This is a genomic window from Jiangella alba (genome assembly GCF_900106035.1).
Taxonomy (GTDB): Bacteria; Actinomycetota; Actinomycetes; order Jiangellales; family Jiangellaceae; genus Jiangella; species Jiangella alba.
This window is the reverse complement of the sequence record NZ_FNUC01000004.1, coordinates 721,345-738,188: the sequence shown is the minus strand read 5'-3', so window position 1 is coordinate 738,188 and position 16,844 is coordinate 721,345. Positions and strand designations below refer to the sequence as shown.

At 72.9% G+C, this 16,844-nt stretch carries 10 protein-coding genes; 4 read left to right on the top strand and 6 right to left on the bottom strand.

Going from position 1 to position 16,844, the window contains the following annotated elements; translation table 11 throughout:
- Positions 1–67: 67 nt before the first annotated feature.
- Positions 68–757: a biliverdin-producing heme oxygenase gene (locus BLV02_RS21170; RefSeq protein WP_069110011.1), complete on the bottom strand. Its 690-nt coding sequence runs from the start codon at positions 755–757 to the stop codon at positions 68–70.
- A 141-nt stretch (positions 758–898) separates the two neighbouring features.
- Here BLV02_RS21170 and BLV02_RS21165 point away from each other — a divergent pair, with 141 nt between their 5' ends.
- Both BLV02_RS21165 and BLV02_RS21160 read left to right on the top strand, forming a co-directional pair.
- Entirely contained in the window at positions 899–1,738 is an 840-nt protein-coding gene (locus BLV02_RS21165; RefSeq protein ID WP_069110010.1) for a hypothetical protein, read from the top strand.
- Between the two features lie 23 nt (positions 1,739–1,761).
- Positions 1,762–9,171 (top strand): HtaA domain-containing protein, encoded by a 7,410-nt coding sequence (locus BLV02_RS21160; RefSeq protein ID WP_171906672.1) that lies wholly within the window; start codon positions 1,762–1,764, stop codon positions 9,169–9,171.
- Positions 9,172–9,302: 131 nt separating this feature from the next.
- Here the strand turns inward: BLV02_RS21160 and BLV02_RS21155 are convergent, their stop codons facing one another.
- A complete protein-coding gene (locus BLV02_RS21155) occupies positions 9,303–10,736 on the bottom strand; it encodes an MFS transporter (protein ID WP_069110008.1) in 1,434 nt (477 codons plus the stop codon).
- 139 nt (positions 10,737–10,875) lie between these two features.
- Here BLV02_RS21155 and BLV02_RS21150 point away from each other — a divergent pair, with 139 nt between their 5' ends.
- The gene (locus tag BLV02_RS21150; RefSeq protein WP_069110007.1) at positions 10,876–11,526 is read left to right on the top strand and encodes a LysE family translocator; all 651 of its coding nucleotides are present in this window, start codon (positions 10,876–10,878) and stop codon (positions 11,524–11,526) included.
- A gap of 125 nt (positions 11,527–11,651) precedes the next feature.
- On the opposite strand, the gene BLV02_RS21145 is transcribed toward BLV02_RS21150, so the two are convergent.
- On the bottom strand, positions 11,652–12,578 hold the full coding sequence (locus BLV02_RS21145; RefSeq protein ID WP_083288355.1) for a phosphotransferase family protein: 927 nt from the start codon (positions 12,576–12,578) through the stop codon (positions 11,652–11,654).
- A gap of 18 nt (positions 12,579–12,596) precedes the next feature.
- On the opposite strand from BLV02_RS21145, the gene BLV02_RS21140 reads away from it, so the two are divergent.
- A complete protein-coding gene (locus BLV02_RS21140; RefSeq protein WP_069110005.1) occupies positions 12,597–14,090 on the top strand; it encodes a DUF7059 domain-containing protein in 1,494 nt (497 codons plus the stop codon).
- 99 nt (positions 14,091–14,189) lie between these two features.
- Here BLV02_RS21140 and BLV02_RS21135 read toward each other — a convergent pair whose 3' ends face one another.
- From BLV02_RS21135 to BLV02_RS21125, 3 genes are all read right to left on the bottom strand, one after another.
- Entirely contained in the window at positions 14,190–14,999 is an 810-nt protein-coding gene (locus BLV02_RS21135; protein WP_069110004.1) for a HoxN/HupN/NixA family nickel/cobalt transporter, read from the bottom strand.
- Positions 14,996–15,694: a hypothetical protein gene (locus BLV02_RS21130; protein ID WP_069110003.1), complete on the bottom strand. Its 699-nt coding sequence runs from the start codon at positions 15,692–15,694 to the stop codon at positions 14,996–14,998. Before BLV02_RS21130 ends, BLV02_RS21135 begins: the two co-directional genes overlap by 4 nt.
- 718 nt (positions 15,695–16,412) lie before the next feature.
- Positions 16,413–16,835 carry a VOC family protein gene (locus tag BLV02_RS21125; protein ID WP_069110002.1) on the bottom strand — a complete coding sequence of 141 codons (423 nt, stop codon included), beginning with the start codon at positions 16,833–16,835 and terminating at the stop codon, positions 16,413–16,415.
- Positions 16,836–16,844: the final 9 nt, after the last annotated feature.

The window sequence follows — 16,844 nt, the reverse complement described above, 5'->3', positions numbered from 1 at the left end:
CGCCGCCGCACCCAGCAGCAGGCCGGCCGCCACGACGACGGCCGGCCCGCGCCCCCATCGCCGCACGTCAGCCGCCCGCGGGCGTCGCCGGGTGGACCGCGCCCAGCTCGGTGAAGATCTCCGTGTTCAGCCCGTACGCCAGGACCACCTCGTCGATGACCCGCTCCCGCTCGTCGGGGTTCCACGGCGCCGCGTCGAGCCGGGCGCGGTAGGCGTCCTTGAACGGCCGCGGCTTCGGGATCTGCGCGAAGTGGTAGAACAGCACGCCCTCGCCGCCGAGCTGGAAGCCGTACGTTCGCGACACGATGGTGCCGACGGCCAGCCCGCCGGAGAGGTCGCCGAGGTAGCGCGTGTAGTGATGCGCGACGAACCCGCCGGGCCACTGCGCCGTCTCGCGGATGCGGTCGGCGTAGCGGCGCGTCGCCGGGAGCGGCTCGAGGTCGTCGACGGCGTCGGCGCTGCCGAGCAGGAACGCGAGGTCGCGCCGCAGCGACGGCACCCGGGGGAGCTCGTCGGTGACGAACGGCCCGGCGATCGGGTCGTCACGCATGGCGGCGGCGACCGATTCCAGCGCCTCGTAGACGAACAGGTGCTGCGTGACCAGCGCGGCGTAGCCGGCGCGGCTGATGCGGCCCTCCATCAGCGCGTTGATGAACTCCGCGCCGTTGGCGACGTCGTGCAGGGGCCAGCTGCGCTCGCGCAGGGCCTGGGAGAACGTTCGGGGCTCGGCCTCGGCCGGCGTTCGGGTGGTCGGCACGGATGCTCCTCCGGGTCGGCGCTGCAGATGAGACAAGTATTGCATCTTAGGTTTGCCTACCCCAATGTAGGTATGCCTTACCTATGCCGATATGGTGCCTCATTGATCCGCAGACCCCGACATCAGGTTGAAGGGTGGGACATGTCGAACGTTTCCCGACGGCGCTCACGTCGCCGTCGACTCGCGACGGCGCTGGGGGTGGTCCTGGCGACGGGTGGCTCGTTGAGCCTCGCCGGGACCGCGGCGGCCGCATCCGCCACCGGCCCGGAAGGCCAGACGATCACCGTCTCCAAGGTCGACGGACTTGACCCGGCCGGTGAGACGATCACCGTCCACGGCGAGGGCTACGACCTCACCAAGGGCATCTACGTCGTCGTGTGTGTCAACAACGGCGCAGGTCAGCAGCCCACTCCGTGCCTCGGTGGCGCCGACATGGAAGGCGGCGGCGGTGCCTCGGCATGGATCTCGTCGAACCCGCCGTCCTACGGCGAGGGCCTGGCGACGCCGTTCGAGGAGGTCGGCGGCAAGGGTTCGTTCGACGTCCAGTTGAGCGTCGCCGCGAGCGACGAGTTCACCGATTGCCTCGACCCCACCCAAGCGCCCAACGGCTGCGTCGTCGGCACCCGCGCCGACCACACCCGCACGGCCGACCGCAGCGCCGACGTGTTGCTGCCGATCACGTTCGCCGCCGGGACCGGCGCGGACGGCGGCACTGGCGACGCCGGCGGAACCGGTGGGGGCGGGGCCGCGGCCGGTGAGAGCGGTAGCGACAACGGCGCCGCGGGCGGTAGCGACAACGGCGGCGCCTCGGGCGGCACGTCGTCGACCGCCGGCGCCGGGGGTTCAGCGGCCGACGGATCTGACCTCGCCAAGACCGGCGCCCCGATCATCCCGGCCGCGCTGGCCGGACTGGCCCTGCTCGGCGGCGGAGTCGTGGCCGTCGCCGCGCGTCGTCGCAGCGAGGAGATGAACCGACCGTGAGGACCACATTGTTCAGACCGACCGTGGCAGCGCTGATCGCCGCCGCGCTGGCCACCGGCACGCTGGTCGCGGGCGCCGCACCCGCCGCTTTGGCGTCCGGTTCGCCGATCGCGAGCACTGTGCCCGCCAGCGGGCTGGCCGCTGGCTCGCCGGTCGCGGGCGCTGCGCCAGCTGCACTGGCGGCCCAGCCCGCCGCATCCGCTAGCAACCCCGGATCTGCCGTGTCCGCCGCGGCCGACGTCACCGGCGGCAGCCTCGACTGGGGCGTCAAGGCGTCGTTCCGGAACTACATCACCGGCCCGATCGCGCACGGCTCCGTCGAGGTGCGCGACCCCGCCACACGCAACGAGGACGGCACGTTCCGGTTCGCCGACGCGACCGGTACCGCCAGCTCCGCCCCCGAAGCCGAACCCGGATCCGAACCCGGCGCCGGCACTGCCGACCTGTCCTTCGCCGGCGAGGTCTACTTCGCCGGTCACGACATGGGCGCCGGTCCGCTGCTCGAGCTGACCGTGACCGACCCGCGGGTGGCCGTGACGTCCGCGACCGAAGGCGTGCTGGTGGCCGACGTCGTCAGCAAGTCGCTGGACTCCGGCGAACTGGTCACCTTCGACGACGTCGAGTTCGCCGACCTCGACCTCACCGATCACCCGCTGACGTTCGACGGCGACACGGTGTCGGCGACCGGCGTTCCGGCGACGTTGACCGCGGCCGGCGTGCCTGCGTTCGCGAACTTCTACACCGCCGGCACTGCCCTCGACCCCGTCACGTTCACCGCCACCCTGGAAGCGACGGCGCCGGTCTGGGAGCCGTCGATCGAGGTGTTCGCGGCCGACGGGACCACCCCGGCAGCGGATGCCGAGCTCACCTACGGCGACACCGTCGTCGTGCGCGGCAGCGGCTTCGACCCCGAAGGCAACGTGGCGCCCGACGGCAACCGCCCGCCGATCCCGGCCGGCGTCCCCGCAGGCACGTACGTCGTCTTCGGCAAGTTCGCCGACGACTGGCGGCCTTCGACCGGCGCGCCGTCGGCCAGCCGTGTCGTCGGCACCCAGCAGTGGGCGCTGGCGCAGGCTGCGCTCGACCAGGTGCCGGCGCAGTACCAGGACGCGATTCGCGCACAGTGGGCCGACGTCCAGTCGGACGCCACGTTCACGGCCGAGCTGACGCTGGCCAAGCCCACCGACCGCAGTACCGGCGAGCCGGTCGAGTGGCCGGAGACCGGCACGCTCGGCATCTACACCTATGCCGCCGGCGGCACGACCAACGCGGACCAAGAGCTGGGTGTCCCGCTGACCGTCGCCGAGCAGCCCGACCCGGACCCGGAGCCGGTGGTGGTGACCGACGCGACCTTCGAGTGGGGCATCAACCTGGTCTCCCAGTACGGTTCGCCGGCCGGTGGTTGCAGCTTCTTCGTCGCTGGTATCGCCGACGGCACCGAGGCCAGCTACAAGACCCAGGACGGTGGGGTCCACCTGCTCAAGCGGCTGGCCGACGGCCGCGCTACGCAGGTGACCGCAGCGAACCGCTGCCTCCCGCTCGTCGACGACAAGATCAACCAGCGCGCGCTGTTCACCGGCGGCGCCGGCGAACTGGACGCCAACGGCGCCGGCAGCATCGCCTGGACCGGCGCGTTCACCATCTACTCCTACGGCGGCATGGTGCCGTGGTACGTCAAGGACCCGGTGCTGACGATCGACGGCGCGGGCAACGGCGCCATCACCGCCGAGGTCGGCGGCTTCGCGTCGTCGATGGAGGACCCGACAGTCAAGGAACCGCTCGACCCCGAGCAGGACGTGACCATCCTGGAGCTGTCTGGCGTCGCGATCGAGGACGGCGTCGTCTCCGGCACGCCGGTCTACCGCGGCGTCGACTACTTCCCGCTGAACGACCCGACGGACCCACAGTCGGGCCGGCGCGAGACGTCGGCGATCCCTGACGAGGCGAAGGCGGCGAACCCGGACTGGGGCTCGTGGCCGACCCCGATCGTCGACTTCCACTACCGCACCGGGCTGTCGTCGTACTGGCACAGCAGCGGGCTGAGCGCCGACCCGAACAAGCCGCCGCTGCCCGTGCTGCTCGACCTCGATGGCGGTGTGCCGGACTTCGTCGACGTCGCTCCGGTGACGATCACCGGGCAGCCACAGTGGGCGCAGGCCGTCACCGGCGAGGACCCCACGTTCACCGTTGCCGCCGAGAGTGACGACGCGCTGACCTACCAGTGGCAGCGTCGCGCCCCGGGCGCAACCGACTGGGTGAACGTCGACGGCGCGACCGGTGCCACGCTGACTTTGCCGGCCGTCACCGCGGCTGACACGAGCACCTACGTCCGGGTCGCCGTCGCGAACAGCACGATCTCGCTGATGTCGACCGCCGCGGGCCTGCAGGTGCAGGATGCCGCCGCGCCGGCGCTGGGGTCGTCGCCCGAGGACGACACCACGTTCGCGGGGTATCGGGCGCAGTTCGCCGCCGAGGTCTCCGGCTGGCCGCGGCCCACGCTCCAGTGGCAGACCAGCACCGACGGCGGTGCGACCTGGACCGACCACGGCGAGGCGGGCAGCTCCGCGAACCTGCAGCTGACCGGCGTCACCGCCGATCAGGACGGGCTGCGGGTGCGTGCGACCGCCGGCAACGGCCGAGGCGAGGACGTCGTCACCGAGGCCGCGACCCTGACGGTGCTCCCGGCGCCGGACGAGCCGACGCTGGTCTTCCCTGCGGGCGCCGAGTACGACCCCGCGGCAGAGCACCTGGTCGTCGAGGTGCTCGGCGGCGGCTTCCCGGTGCCGACGGGCAACACGATCATGGCCGTCGTCGAGGCGGCCGTCTGGGCCGACCGTGGCGACACGTTCGACTACGAGACCGAGGCGGTCGCGTGGTCGAACCTGCACTCGATCAACTTCACCGACGGATTCGTCAAACCCGCCCTGTACCTCGGGACGGGGCTGGTCGACGCGACGAAGGACTACGTCTTCGTCACGTTCAGCGCCACGCCGGGCGACCGGAGTCACGACGCCGAGGTGGCGATCCCGTTCGGCGACGGCGAGCCGGTGTTCGAGCCGTCGATCGAGGTGTTCGCGGCCGACGGCGTGACTCCGGTGGCCGACGCTGAGCTGAGCTACGGCGACACCGTGGTCGTGCGCGGCAGCGGGTTCGACCCCGAAGGCAACGTGGCGCCCGAGGGCAACCGGCCGCCGATCCCGGCCGGCGTGCCTGCCGGCGCGTACGTGGTGTTCGGTGCGTTCGCCGACCAGTGGCGGCCGTCCGAGGGCGCCCCGTCGTCGGCGCGCACCGTGGGCGCCCAGAAGTGGGCGCTGGCGCAGGACGCGCTCGACCAGGTGCCGGCGCAGTACCAGGACGCGATCAGGGCCCAGTGGGTGGAGATCGCGGCCGACGGGACGTTCACCGCGGAGCTGACGCTGGCCAAGCCGACGGACCGCACGACCGGCGAGCCGGTCGAGTGGCCGGCGGACACCACACCAGGCGTGTACACCTACGCGGCGGGCGGCACGACGAACGCGGACCAGGAACTGGCCGTGCCGCTCACCGTCGCCGACGACGAGCCGGCCGCGCCCGCGCTCACGCTCTCCGCGTGGACCGGCCTGGACAACGCCGGCACGAACGTCGTCGAGGTGACCGGCAGCGGCTTCGACCCGCAGACGGCGATCGAGGTAGTGCAGGCCGTCCGGGTGGAGGGCACGGATCCGTCGACGTGGCCGAAGGCGATCGGCTCGGCCCGGGTGATGACGACGGCCGGTGGCGAGTTCCTCGCGCCGGCGTCGCTCACCGCCGTGACCTCGCGGTTCGTCCCGGACGGCAGCGGCGACGTCTACGACTGCCAGATCGTCGAGTGCGTCGTGGTGGCCTACGACTTCGGCGACCCCGCCGACCGGACCCAGGACGTCTGGGCGCCGATCGCGTTCGACGACACCGAGCGGCCCGCGCCGTCGGTGACGCTGGACGCTGCCGAGTTCCCGGCCGAGGGCGGTTCGACCTACGTGCACGGCACCGGCTTCGTCGCCGGCGACCACCTGCTGGTCGTGCAGACCAGTGCGCTGGGCACGGTGAGCGACCCGCGCGAGCTGCCGCGCAACCCTGCCGGCACCAGCCAGCTGGTTCCCGGCGAGGGCGACGGCGCGTGGAGCCTGAAGCTCGACGGCCTCGCGCCGACCTTCACCACGGACGACGGCGCGACGGTCGACTGCCGCGAGGCGGAGTGCGCCGTGGCGGTGTTCCCGAGCCGCCGCGCCGACCTCGACCAGAGCGTCTTCGTCCCGATCACGTTCGCCGACGACCAGCCGCCGACGGGCACCGGCAGGCTCGACTGGGGCGTCAAGGCATCGTTCCGCAACTACATCAACGGTCCGATCGCGCACGGGTCGATCGAGGTGCGCGACCCGGCGACGCGGAACGAGGACGGCATGTTCCGGTTCGCCGACGGCACCGGCACCGGGTCGGTGCAGGACGCCGAGCTGACGTTCGCCGGCGAGGTCTACTTCTCCGGTCACGACACCGGTTCGGGGCCGCTGCTGGAGCTGACCGTCACCGACCCGCGGCTCGACGTCTCCTCCGCGACGGACGGCGTGCTGGTGGCCGACGTGGTGAGCAGGTCGCTGACGTCCGGTGAACTGGTGACCTACGACGATGTCGAGTTCGCGACGCTGGACTTCACCGACCACCCGATCACGGAGACCGGCGGCGTCGCGACGGCGGCCAGCGTTCCGGCGGCGTTGACGGCGGCCGGCGCCGAGGCGTTCGCCGGGTTCTATGCCGCGGGCACTGAGCTGGACCCCGTCACGTTCAGCGTGACGCTGGAGGACGAGCCGCCGGCTCCGACGCCGACGGTCGTGGTGTCCGAGGTCGCGGATCTCGACCCGTACGCCGATCAGATCACCGTCACCGGGTCGGGGTTCACCCCCGCCGACCTGGCCGGCGGCCTGCGGGTCGGCGTCGGCGTGGTGACGGGCGACGGCAGTGTGCCGGCGCTGGACCCGGTCGAGACCGTCTCGTTCGAACCGGTCAGCGGCCTGCTCTCGTTCGGCCGTGCCGCGCTCGGCACGTTCGAGGTGACGCTGACGACCGGCACGGTCGAGCCGGGTACGACGCTGGCGGTGCACACGTCGCCGGTCGACCCGGCGGCCGACGCCGCGTACACGACGCAGACGCGCATCGCGTTCGCCGACGTCCGCACCCCGGAGCTCACCGTCACGCCGACGGAGGAGCTGGCGGTCGGCACCGAGGTGCGGATCGAGGGCACCGGATTCGCGCCGAACCGTCGGATCTCGCTGGCGATCACCGCCAACGCGGAGCAGGACCCCGAGTACGGCTGGCCGACCGGCTGGCTGCAGCACGAGGTGGTGCAGGCCGACGCCTCGGGCGTGCTCTCGCGGACCCTGACGCTGGCCGGCACCGTGACCGGCAGCGGAGTGGACTGCGCCGAGACGGCGTGCTTCGTGGCGAGCTTCAGCTCGGCGCAGGCCTCCGACGCGACGCCGGTGGACTATCGCGCGGACCGCAGCCAGGATGTCGTGGTCCCGGTGGCGTTCGCGACCGACCCCGGCCCCGAGCCGGAGCCGCCGGCCGTCACCGTCGAGCCGGACCCCGTCGTGCAGGGCGAGGCGGTGACGTTCACCGGCACCGGGTTCGCGCCCGGCGCCACGGTGACGGCCGTCGTCGACCGCGACGCGACGTCGCCGGGTGGCACCGGCACGCTCGACTGGGGCGTCAAGGCATCGTTCCGGAGCTACATCACCGGTCCGATCGCGCACGGGTCCATCGAGGTGCGCGACCCGGCGACGGAGAACGGCGACGGCACCTTCCGATTCAGCGATGGCACCGGCGACGCAACCGCGCTGGCGTTCGGTGGCGAGGTGTACTTCGCCGGTCACGACATGGGCGCCGGCCCGCTGCTCGAGCTGACCGTCACCGACCCACGGGTCTTCGTCTCCTCCGCGACGGACGGCGTGCTGGTGGCCGACGTGGTGAGCAAGTCGCTGGACTCCGGTGAGCTGGTGACCTACGACGACGTCGAGCTGGCGACGCTGGACTTCACCGACCATCCGGTGACCGAGACCGGCGGTGTCGTGACGGCGTCGGAGGTGCCGGCGGCGCTGACGGAGGCCGGTGTGGCGGCGTTCGCCGACTTCTACCCCGCGGGCACCGAGCTGGACCCGGTCACGTTCGCGGTGCCGGTCGAGGAGGCCGCGGCTGCGGCCGACATCCGTGCGCCCGCGGCCTCGGTGGAGGCGGGCAGCGGAACCGTGGGCGACGACGGCACGGTGGAGATCGGCTGGAGCGTGCCGGAGAACCTCGTGGCCGGCGGGCACACCGTCGACCTCGTGGTTGCGGACGAGTCGCTGGCCAGCGCCACCTTCACCGTGGAGGAGGCGGACGACGAGCCCGAGCCCGACCCCGCGGTCAGCGTCGACCCGGAGACGGTGGCCCAGGGTGAGACGGTCACGTTCACCGGCACCGACTTCGGCCCCGAGGAGACGGTCGAGGCGACGATCCTGATCGACGCCGCAACCGAGGAGTTGACGTTCGAGAACGACCACGGCCAGGCGATCACCGTCAGGTCTGCCGACGGCACCCCGCTGGTGCGGCGCGACGGCAAGCTGCTGGTCGTCGACGGCGGCCAGTTGGACGTCACGGTGACCGGGCTGGAACCGACCAGCGAGGAGAACACGCCGGACGCTCCGGCCGGGTTCTACCTGCTGACGGCGGTCGACAACGGCCCGGGCGAGGTGGCGACGCCGGCCATCGGCGGTGCCGACACCAGTGGGGAGTCGGGTACCTCGAGGTGGATCACCAACTTCCCGTACGCGGGAAGCGAGGACGTCGTGGTGCCGATCGCCGCCGGGGTGGCCGAGACCTCGATCGCGCTGGCCGCGGCCGACGAGTACGCCGACTGCGATGCCGGCTGCGTGCTCTACCTGCGCACGGACCACAGGTCGGCGGCCAACCGCGCGTTCGACCTGCGGGTGCCGCTGGAGTTCGTCAGCGCTGACGAACTGGCCGCCGAGGCCGAGGCCGAGCCCGTCACCGTGACGGGTACGACGTCGGAGGACGGGACGGTGCGCATCGACTGGACGGTCCCGGCCGACTCGCCGGTGGGCCCGGCCACCGTCACGCTGGCCGGCGCGGACTCCGCGCTGACCGCGTCGGCGCCGTTCACCGTGACCGCCGCCCAGCCGGGCGACGACGGTGGTTCCGACGAGGGCGGCGACGATGACGGTGGCGACGCCGGCGGGGCGGCTGACGGCGCCGACAGCGGCACCGACAGCGGCACCGACAGCGGCACCGACAGCGGCGGCGACAGCGGTGACGGCGACCTGCCCGACACCGGTGCCGACCCGCTGGTGGTGCTGATCGCCGGCCTGGTGCTGTTGGCAGGTGGCATCGCGGTGGTGCTCTACGACCGCCGCCGCCGGGTCTGATCGATGGACCGTGCACCTGGTCGCTCTCGCACGAGGGCGGCCAGGTGCACGCCTGTCTTTCGTACGCATGTCGCCCTCCCCGGCGTTCGAAGTTGATCTTGAAGAGAGGTTGGCATACTCTCGTTTCAAGATCAACTCGGAGCGGAGGGAGCGTGACGATGAGAGCCCAGCAGCAAGGCGGTCAGGGCGGCGGCTGCCAACAGGATCACGCCGCCGACGGTCAGCGCGGCCGTGTAGCCGTGCACCACGGCCGCGGCCGCCCCCGGCCCGGCGAAGGCAGCCGTCGCCGCAGCGGCCACCGTGTTCAGCAGCGCCGTTCCCAAGGCGGCGCCCACCTGCTGGGCGGCGTTGTACGCCGCCGATGCTGCGCCGACGTCGTGGCCGCGCATGCCCTCGGTGGCCATGCCTGCGGTCGGCGACAGCACGCAGCCGAGACCGAGCCCGGTCAGCGCCATCGCCGGCAGCAGGTACAGCGCGAGCACATGCGACGTGTCCGCCCGCAATTGGGTGAGCAGCAGCGTCCCGGCGGCGGCCGCGAGCAGTCCCGGCACGATCAACGCCGCCGGCCTGCCACGTCCGTACAGCCGCCCGGCCACCAGCACCGATCCGACCACGGCGGCCGCGGAGTTGACGATCAGCGTCAGGCCGGCCTGCGCCGGGGAGTAGCCGAGCACCGTCTGCGTGTAGTAGCTCATGAACAGGTAGAAGCCGAACATCGCGACGAACAGCAGCGTCACGGCGACGAACGCGGCGGCCCGCACGCGGTGCCGCAGCACGTGCATCGGCAGCAGCGGGCGCGCCACCCGCGACTCCACCACGACGAATGCCGCCAGCAGTCCCAGTCCACCGGCCAGCAGGGTCCACACCTGAACGGAGCCCCAGCCCAGCGACTCGGCCCGGGCGAAGCCGTACACCAGCGCGGCGAATCCGGCCAGGCTGAGCAGCGCGCCGCCGACGTCCAGACGGCCACGGTCAGGGATCGCCCGGCCGGCCGGGACCAGCGCCGCGCCGAGCGCCGCGAGCAGTGCGATCGGCGCGTTGACGTAGAGGCACCAGCGCCAGCCGGCGTACTCCGTCAGCAGTCCACCGGCGATCAGCCCGACCGCCGAGCCTGCCGCACCCACCGCCGCGAACACGCCGAACGCGCGGCCGCGGTCGCTGCCGGTGAACGTCGTGGCCAGCAGCGACAGCCCTGCCGGTGCGAGCAGTGCGGCGAACGCGCCTTGCAGTGCCCGGGCGCCGAACAACAGCTCCGGCGAGCCGGCGGCGCCGCCCAGCACCGACGCGGCGGCGAAGCCGAGCAGCCCGGTGATGAACGCCCGCCGGTGCCCCAGAACACCGCTCACCCGCCCGCCGATCAGCAGCAGCCCGCCGAACGTCAGCGCGTACGCGGTGATCACCCAGTGGCGGCCGCCGTCCGCCATCCCCAACGACTCCTGCGCCGACGGCAGCGCGATGTTCACGATCGTTCCGTCCAGGACGACCAGCAGCTGCGCCGCGCTCACCACCGCCAGCGTCCACCATCGCCGGCCGGTGACCTGCGTCTTCTCCGTGTCGAGACTCATGACTTCCATCGTGTCGTTGAAGTGGGCCCGGAGACTTTTCGTCGTTCGTCACCCGGCGAGCAGCACGGATCCCCCGTCCAGCCCTCAACCGGGGGTTCACACATGGAATCGATCCAGTGGGCGGCCGGTTGGATCGAACATGGTGACCACCGGAGCACTGCTCGGAATCGCGGCCGTCGCGCTGGGCCTCGTGCTCACGCCGGGGCCGAACATGATCTACCTGGTGTCGCGGTCGGTGACCCAGGGGCGCCGCGCGGGCCTCATCTCACTGACCGGAGTCGCGGCGGGATTCCTCGTCTATCTGCTGGCCGCGGCGGTCGGCATCGCGGCGGTGTTCACGCTGGTTCCGGCGTTGTACACGGCACTGAAGATCGCCGGTGCGGCGTACCTGCTGTGGCTGGCGTGGAAGGCCATCCGGCCTGGCGGCGACTCGGTGTTCGCGCCGAAGCCGCTGCCGCCCGACGGTCCCCGTCGGCTGTTCACCATGGGCTTGGTGACGAACCTGCTCAACCCGAAGATCGCCATCCTCTACGTGTCGCTGCTGCCGCAGTTCGTCGACCCCGCACGCGGCAGTGTGGCGACGCAGAGTGTGCTGCTCGGGCTGACGCAGATCGTCGTCGCGCTGACCGTCAACGCGCTGATCGTGCTGACCGCCGGCTCGCTGGCGTCGTTCCTCGGCTCGCGGCCGCTGTGGCTGCGGGCGCAGCGCTGGGTGATGGGATCAGTGCTGGCTGGGCTAGCGGTGAAGATGCTGACCGACCGGTCGAGGCCCGTGGCCGCCGCGACCTAGCCGGCCCGGTAGCGCAGCTGGACGACGCCGTTGCGGAAGCGGCGCTGGTCCTCGACGTAGCCGGCGAGCGACCTGGTCCCGGGGTGGCTGCGCTGACCCCAGCGGGTTCGGCGGTGTGCGTGGCGTCAGCCGAGCCGCCGGTGGACTCCGGCGAACCCGCGCGCCGCCTCCGCGCGGCAGTAATCCGCCAACGTCGGCAGCCCGGGTTGCGGTGGCTGCGCCCCACGCCAGGCCTGCCCGCCGGCGAAGGCCAGCAGCAGGTCCGTCACCACTTCCGGGGCGACCGGCTCGGCGGCCATCAACTCGTCGAACACGGGCGTGTCCACCCAGGTCAGCGCCAGCATGAACGCGTCGCCCCAGGATGGTCCGAGGCACGACATTCCCCAGTCGACGATCGCCGCGGTGCCGTCCGGCCGGACGAGCAGGTTGTCCTCGCGGACGTCCCAGTGGCACAGCGCCTCGGCTGTGAGCCGCTCCGGCAGCGTCGCGACCCGCCGGTACAGCCGCGCGGTCTGGCCGGCCATCCACGGCGGCAGGACGTGGTCCGGTGCGCCGGCGAGCTCGGCCCAGCGGTCCCGCCAGCGCTCAGCCATCTCCGGCAGTCGCCGGTTGTCGCTCACCCCCGGTGGCGACGGCGTCAGCTCGCGGGCCTGCCGACCGACCAGCTCGCGGACAGCCGTCGCGTCGGCACCGTGGGGGTCGGCGAGATCCGGCGGGCGGCCGTCGACGTCCTCCAGCAGCAGCGCGACCCAGTCGCCGTCGTCGTAGTCCGCCAACAGCGCCGGCCGGTACGGCGCCGGCGGGAGGGCGCGCAGCACGTCGATCTCGCGGCGGAACAGCGCCGGCGTGTCCGGTTGCAGCGATGCGCCGACCGCCTTGACGAACGCCGTCCGTCCACCGGCAGTGGCCAGTCGCGTCGCGCACCCCGGCGACATCCCGCCGGTCTGTTCGTCCGTCCTGACGACGGGGCCGCCGAGCGACGTCTCGACCCACGCGCGCACCGCCGCGGGAACCACCTCATACCGGACTCGGACGCCGACCGCTCGTGCCATCGCGACAGAATATTCGCCGTGACGACTCTGACTCCCGGCCTGTCCGACGACGACGTCGCCCGCGTGCGCGACGCGCTGGCGGCGGCCGGGTACACCGTCGACGGCGTTCGCGACCTGCTCGGTCCGCGGGCGGCAGCGGCGCTGGACCGCAACGAGACCACCCCCGGCCGGCTCGCCGTCGCCGGGTCGGACGAACCGGCGGCGCTGCTGGCACGGCTCTGGTCGCTGCAGACGCCCGTCGAGCGGCGGTTGCTCGAGCGGGTGCTGCCGGTCGAGCCGCTGCTGGCCGGCGGCATCCTCGAGGCCAGCGCCGACGGCGACACCGTCCGAGCCGCGGTCGACATCCGGCCGTACGCCGACGACGCCGGCGACTGGTGGGTGGTGGCCGACCTCACTCCGGGCATGGACGGTCAGCGGACGCCGATCCCCGACGACCACGTCCTCGGCCTCAACGCCGCGTCCAGCACGCTCGCACAGCTCACCGTGCGCCGGCCGGTCTCGCGCGCGCTCGACCTCGGCACCGGCTGCGGCGTGCAGTCGCTGCACCTCGCCCGGCACAGCGAGCGGGTCGTCGCGACCGACGTGAACCCGCGGGCGCTGGCGCTGGCCGCCCTTACCGTCGGTCTCAACGGCCTGGACGTCGACCTGCGCCGCGGCAGCCTGTTCGAACCGGTGGACGGCGAGACGTTCGATCTGATCGCGACCAACCCGCCGTTCGTCGTCTCGCCCGGTGGCACGCACGTCTACCGCGACGGCGGCCTGCCCGGCGACGAGATCTCCCGCCGCGTCGTCGTCGACGGCGCCCGCCATCTCGCCGACGGCGGGCTGCTGCAGTCGCTGGCGAACTGGACGCACGTGCGCGGGGTCGACTGGCGTGACCGGCTCGGCGCGTGGGTGGCCTCGACCGGCTGCGACGCGTGGGTCATCCAGCGCGAGGTCGAGGATCCCGCCGAGTACGTCGAGTTGTGGCTGCGCGACTCCGGCGAGATCGGCGACACCGGATACGCCCAGCGCTACGCCGACTGGCTGCGGTGGTTCGACGAGCAGTCCGTCGAGGGCATCGGGTTCGGCTGGATCGCGCTGCGGCGGACCGGTGCCGCTGACCCGTCCGTCCGCATCGAGGAATGGCCGCACGCCGTCGAGCAGCCGCTCGGCCCAGCGGTCGGAGCGTGGTTCGACCGCGTGACCGACCTTCGTGTCGACGACGACGCGCTGCTGGCCGCTCGGCTGACCCAGGCCGACGGCGTCGTGCAGGAGCAGATCGGGCGGCCCGGCGACGAGGATCCCGAGCACATCGTGCTGCGGCAGCGACGTGGCCTGTTGCGCGCCGTCACCGCCGGGACCGCCGAGGCCGGGTTCGTCGGCGCTTGCGACGGGACGTTGCCGGCCGGGACCATCGTGGACGCACTGGCGACGGTGCTGTCGGTCGACGCGGCCGAGTTGCGGGCCGAGTTGCTGCCGCAAGTGCGGGCGTTCGTGCAGGACGGTTTCCTGGAGGTCGCGAAGTCCTAGACCCCTATCAACTCGCCGCCGAGTGAGCGGATGGGCCGTGGCCGCGGGCGGCGTCACCATCCTGTGGCGAGCGGTTGCCGTTCGGTGTTGAGGCCGCGGTCAGGCGGACCAGACCGCGGTCGCGCCGACCACGAGGTAGACGAGGCCGCCGAGCGTCACGCCGAGGGCTGCGACCAGTGGCACGGCGCGGGTGAGGAAGGTGAGCCGGGACGAGCGGCGCGCCGAGTCGGTCAGCAGCGAGCTGCCCTTGATCACCAGCAGGCCGACCGCGGTCAGCGTCCCGGCCAGCCCGATGGCGAAGCAGAGCACCAGGATCAGCGCGTACGCCGTTCGGCCGGTGAGGATGCCGCTGACCAGGATCAGGAACGCCGACGGTGACGGCAGCAGGCCGCCGGACAGGCCGAGCGCGACCAGACCACGGCGCGACCACGGCGCCACGCCGGGCGGCGGCCCGTGCCCATGACCGTGGCCGTGCCCATGACCGTGGCCGTGGCCGTGGCCGTGCCCACTCCCGGCAGCGGCGAGCTCCGGCGCCGACCGCACGCTGCGCACGTACCGTCGCAGCAGCCCGACCCCGACGGCGAGGACGATGAGGGCGGAGATGACCTGTAGCCAGGAGGTCAGCAGCCGCGTGTCGGTGCCGCCGGACGCGGTCAGGCCGACCCAGCCGAGGGCCAGCACGAGCACCGAGAACGTGTGCATCCCCGCGACGATCGCGCCCAGCAGCAGCGCGTCGCGGTAGCGTCCGTGCGCGCCGATCAGGTACGCCGCGGCGATCGTCTTGCCGTGCCCGGGCGCGACGGCGTGCGCACAGCCCACCACGACGGCCACGACCAGTCCGGCCCACCAGACGCCGGGGTTGTCGAAGAGCGAGATCAGCCGGTTGTCGAGTTCGTAGAGCCAGTTCACCGAGCCGCCCCGACCGGGTCGGGAGCCGTCGCGCGCTGGGTGGCACCGCGACGCCACCAGAGCAGGATGCCGGCGAGCGCGGCCAGGATGAGCGCGCCGGCCGCCATCAGTGCGACGCGCGCCGTGCCGAGGCCGGTCGTCGTCGCGTCGAAGCTCCACTGCTGCGTGGCGGTCGTGTTCGTGAACAGCGCCTGCGCCGGCTCCGACGCGTCGTCCGACGTGACGACCGTGCGGTAGTTCTCGTTGATATCGGTGAGCGTCGTGACCGTCAGCTGCACCGTGCCGACCGGCCGCGGGCACGTGTAGACCATGCCGGCGCCGAGCGTCAGCAGCTCCTCCAGCTGCGTGACCTGCCCCTCGCACGGCCGCCCGTCCTGCTCGACGACGAAGTGCGAGAGCAGGTAGCTGGGCAGGTTGTCCGAGCGGGCCAGCAGGTCGGCGCCGGTCAGCTGCCCGCCAATGCCGCCGGTCTGATCGGTCTGGCCGGTGAACGCGCCGAGGAACTCGCCCAGGTTCACCCAGTCGTCCTCGGCCGCGGTCCACGTGACCGCCACCTCCGCGCCGTCGACGTCCAACCGGGCCGACAGCGGCGGGCCGAACGGATGCGCGGCGGCCGGCGTGGCGGCTCCGATCGCAGCGACGGCAGCGGCGGTCGCGAGCGCGGCGACCAACCGGCGGTGGTGGACGTGCGGCACCGGCCCTCCTTCGGCGTACGGGACTCCGCACAGCCAACAGGGGCCGGGCGCGCACCAGCCGCCGTCGGGCCGTCGGGCGCGTGAATCCCGGGTGAACATCCCGTTGGTCCCGGCATGTCCGGCTCTTCGGGGCTGTTCGACGGGGATCGCGCAGGTTGGCGCCGCGGGGCGACGAAGGGGGTGGGCAGTGGGCCGGTGGTCGGCCGGCGCCGCGGGGTGGGGTGCGTGGGGGTGATGGTGCGGTGGCGGGGCGGTGCTGCGGGTGACGAGGTGAGGTGGCGGGTTGGCCGGCGCCGCGGGGTGGTGCGCGGAGGCGACGCCGCGGTGGTGGGGTGGTGTTGCGGGGTGAGGTGGCGGGCCGGCGTGGGACCGGCGCGCCGCGGGGTGTGGCGCGCCGGGTGACGAGGTGAGGGTGGCGGGTTGGTCGGTGCCGTGGGGGTGGCGCGCGGCGTGATGGTGCGGTGTTGCGGGGTGACGGGGTGAGGTGGCGGGCCGGCCGGCGCCGCGGGGGGTGTGGCGCAGTGGGGGTGATGGTGCGAACGTGGGGCTGTGCTGTGGCCGACGCTGCGGGGGCTGGCGTGGCGAGGGCTGGCGCGGGGGTGATGGTGCGGACGTGGGGTGGTGCGGCAGCCTGACGCCGGGGCCGGGGCCGGGGCCGGGGCCGGGGCCGGGGCCGGGGCCGGGGGGCGACGAGGTGGTGTGGAGACCGGTGCCGCGGTCAGGCGGGCTCGGCGGCGGTGGCGGCCGCCGCGGCGGCCAGTTGGGCGTCGCTGCGGAGAATGCAGAACTCGTTGCCCTCGGGGTCGGCCATCGTCACCCAGCCGGTGCCGGGGCCGTACTTGCCGCGCAGGTCGGCCACCTCGGTGGCGCCGATGGCGCGCAGCCGCTCGATCTCTTCGTCCTGGGTGCGGTCGGTCGGCCGCAGGTCGAAGTGCACCCGGTTCTTGACCGTCTTCCCCTCGGGGACCTCGATGAACAGCACCATGTGGCTGCCGTCGGCCGTCTGGATCATGCACTCGTCGTGGCCGGCCTCGTTCGGGTCGTCCGGGATGTCGACGTAGCCGAGGACCTGCTTCCACCACTCGGACAGCTCGTAGGCGTTGGCGCAGTCGATGCTCGTGTGTGAGATGCGGGACGTCATGGGGTCACC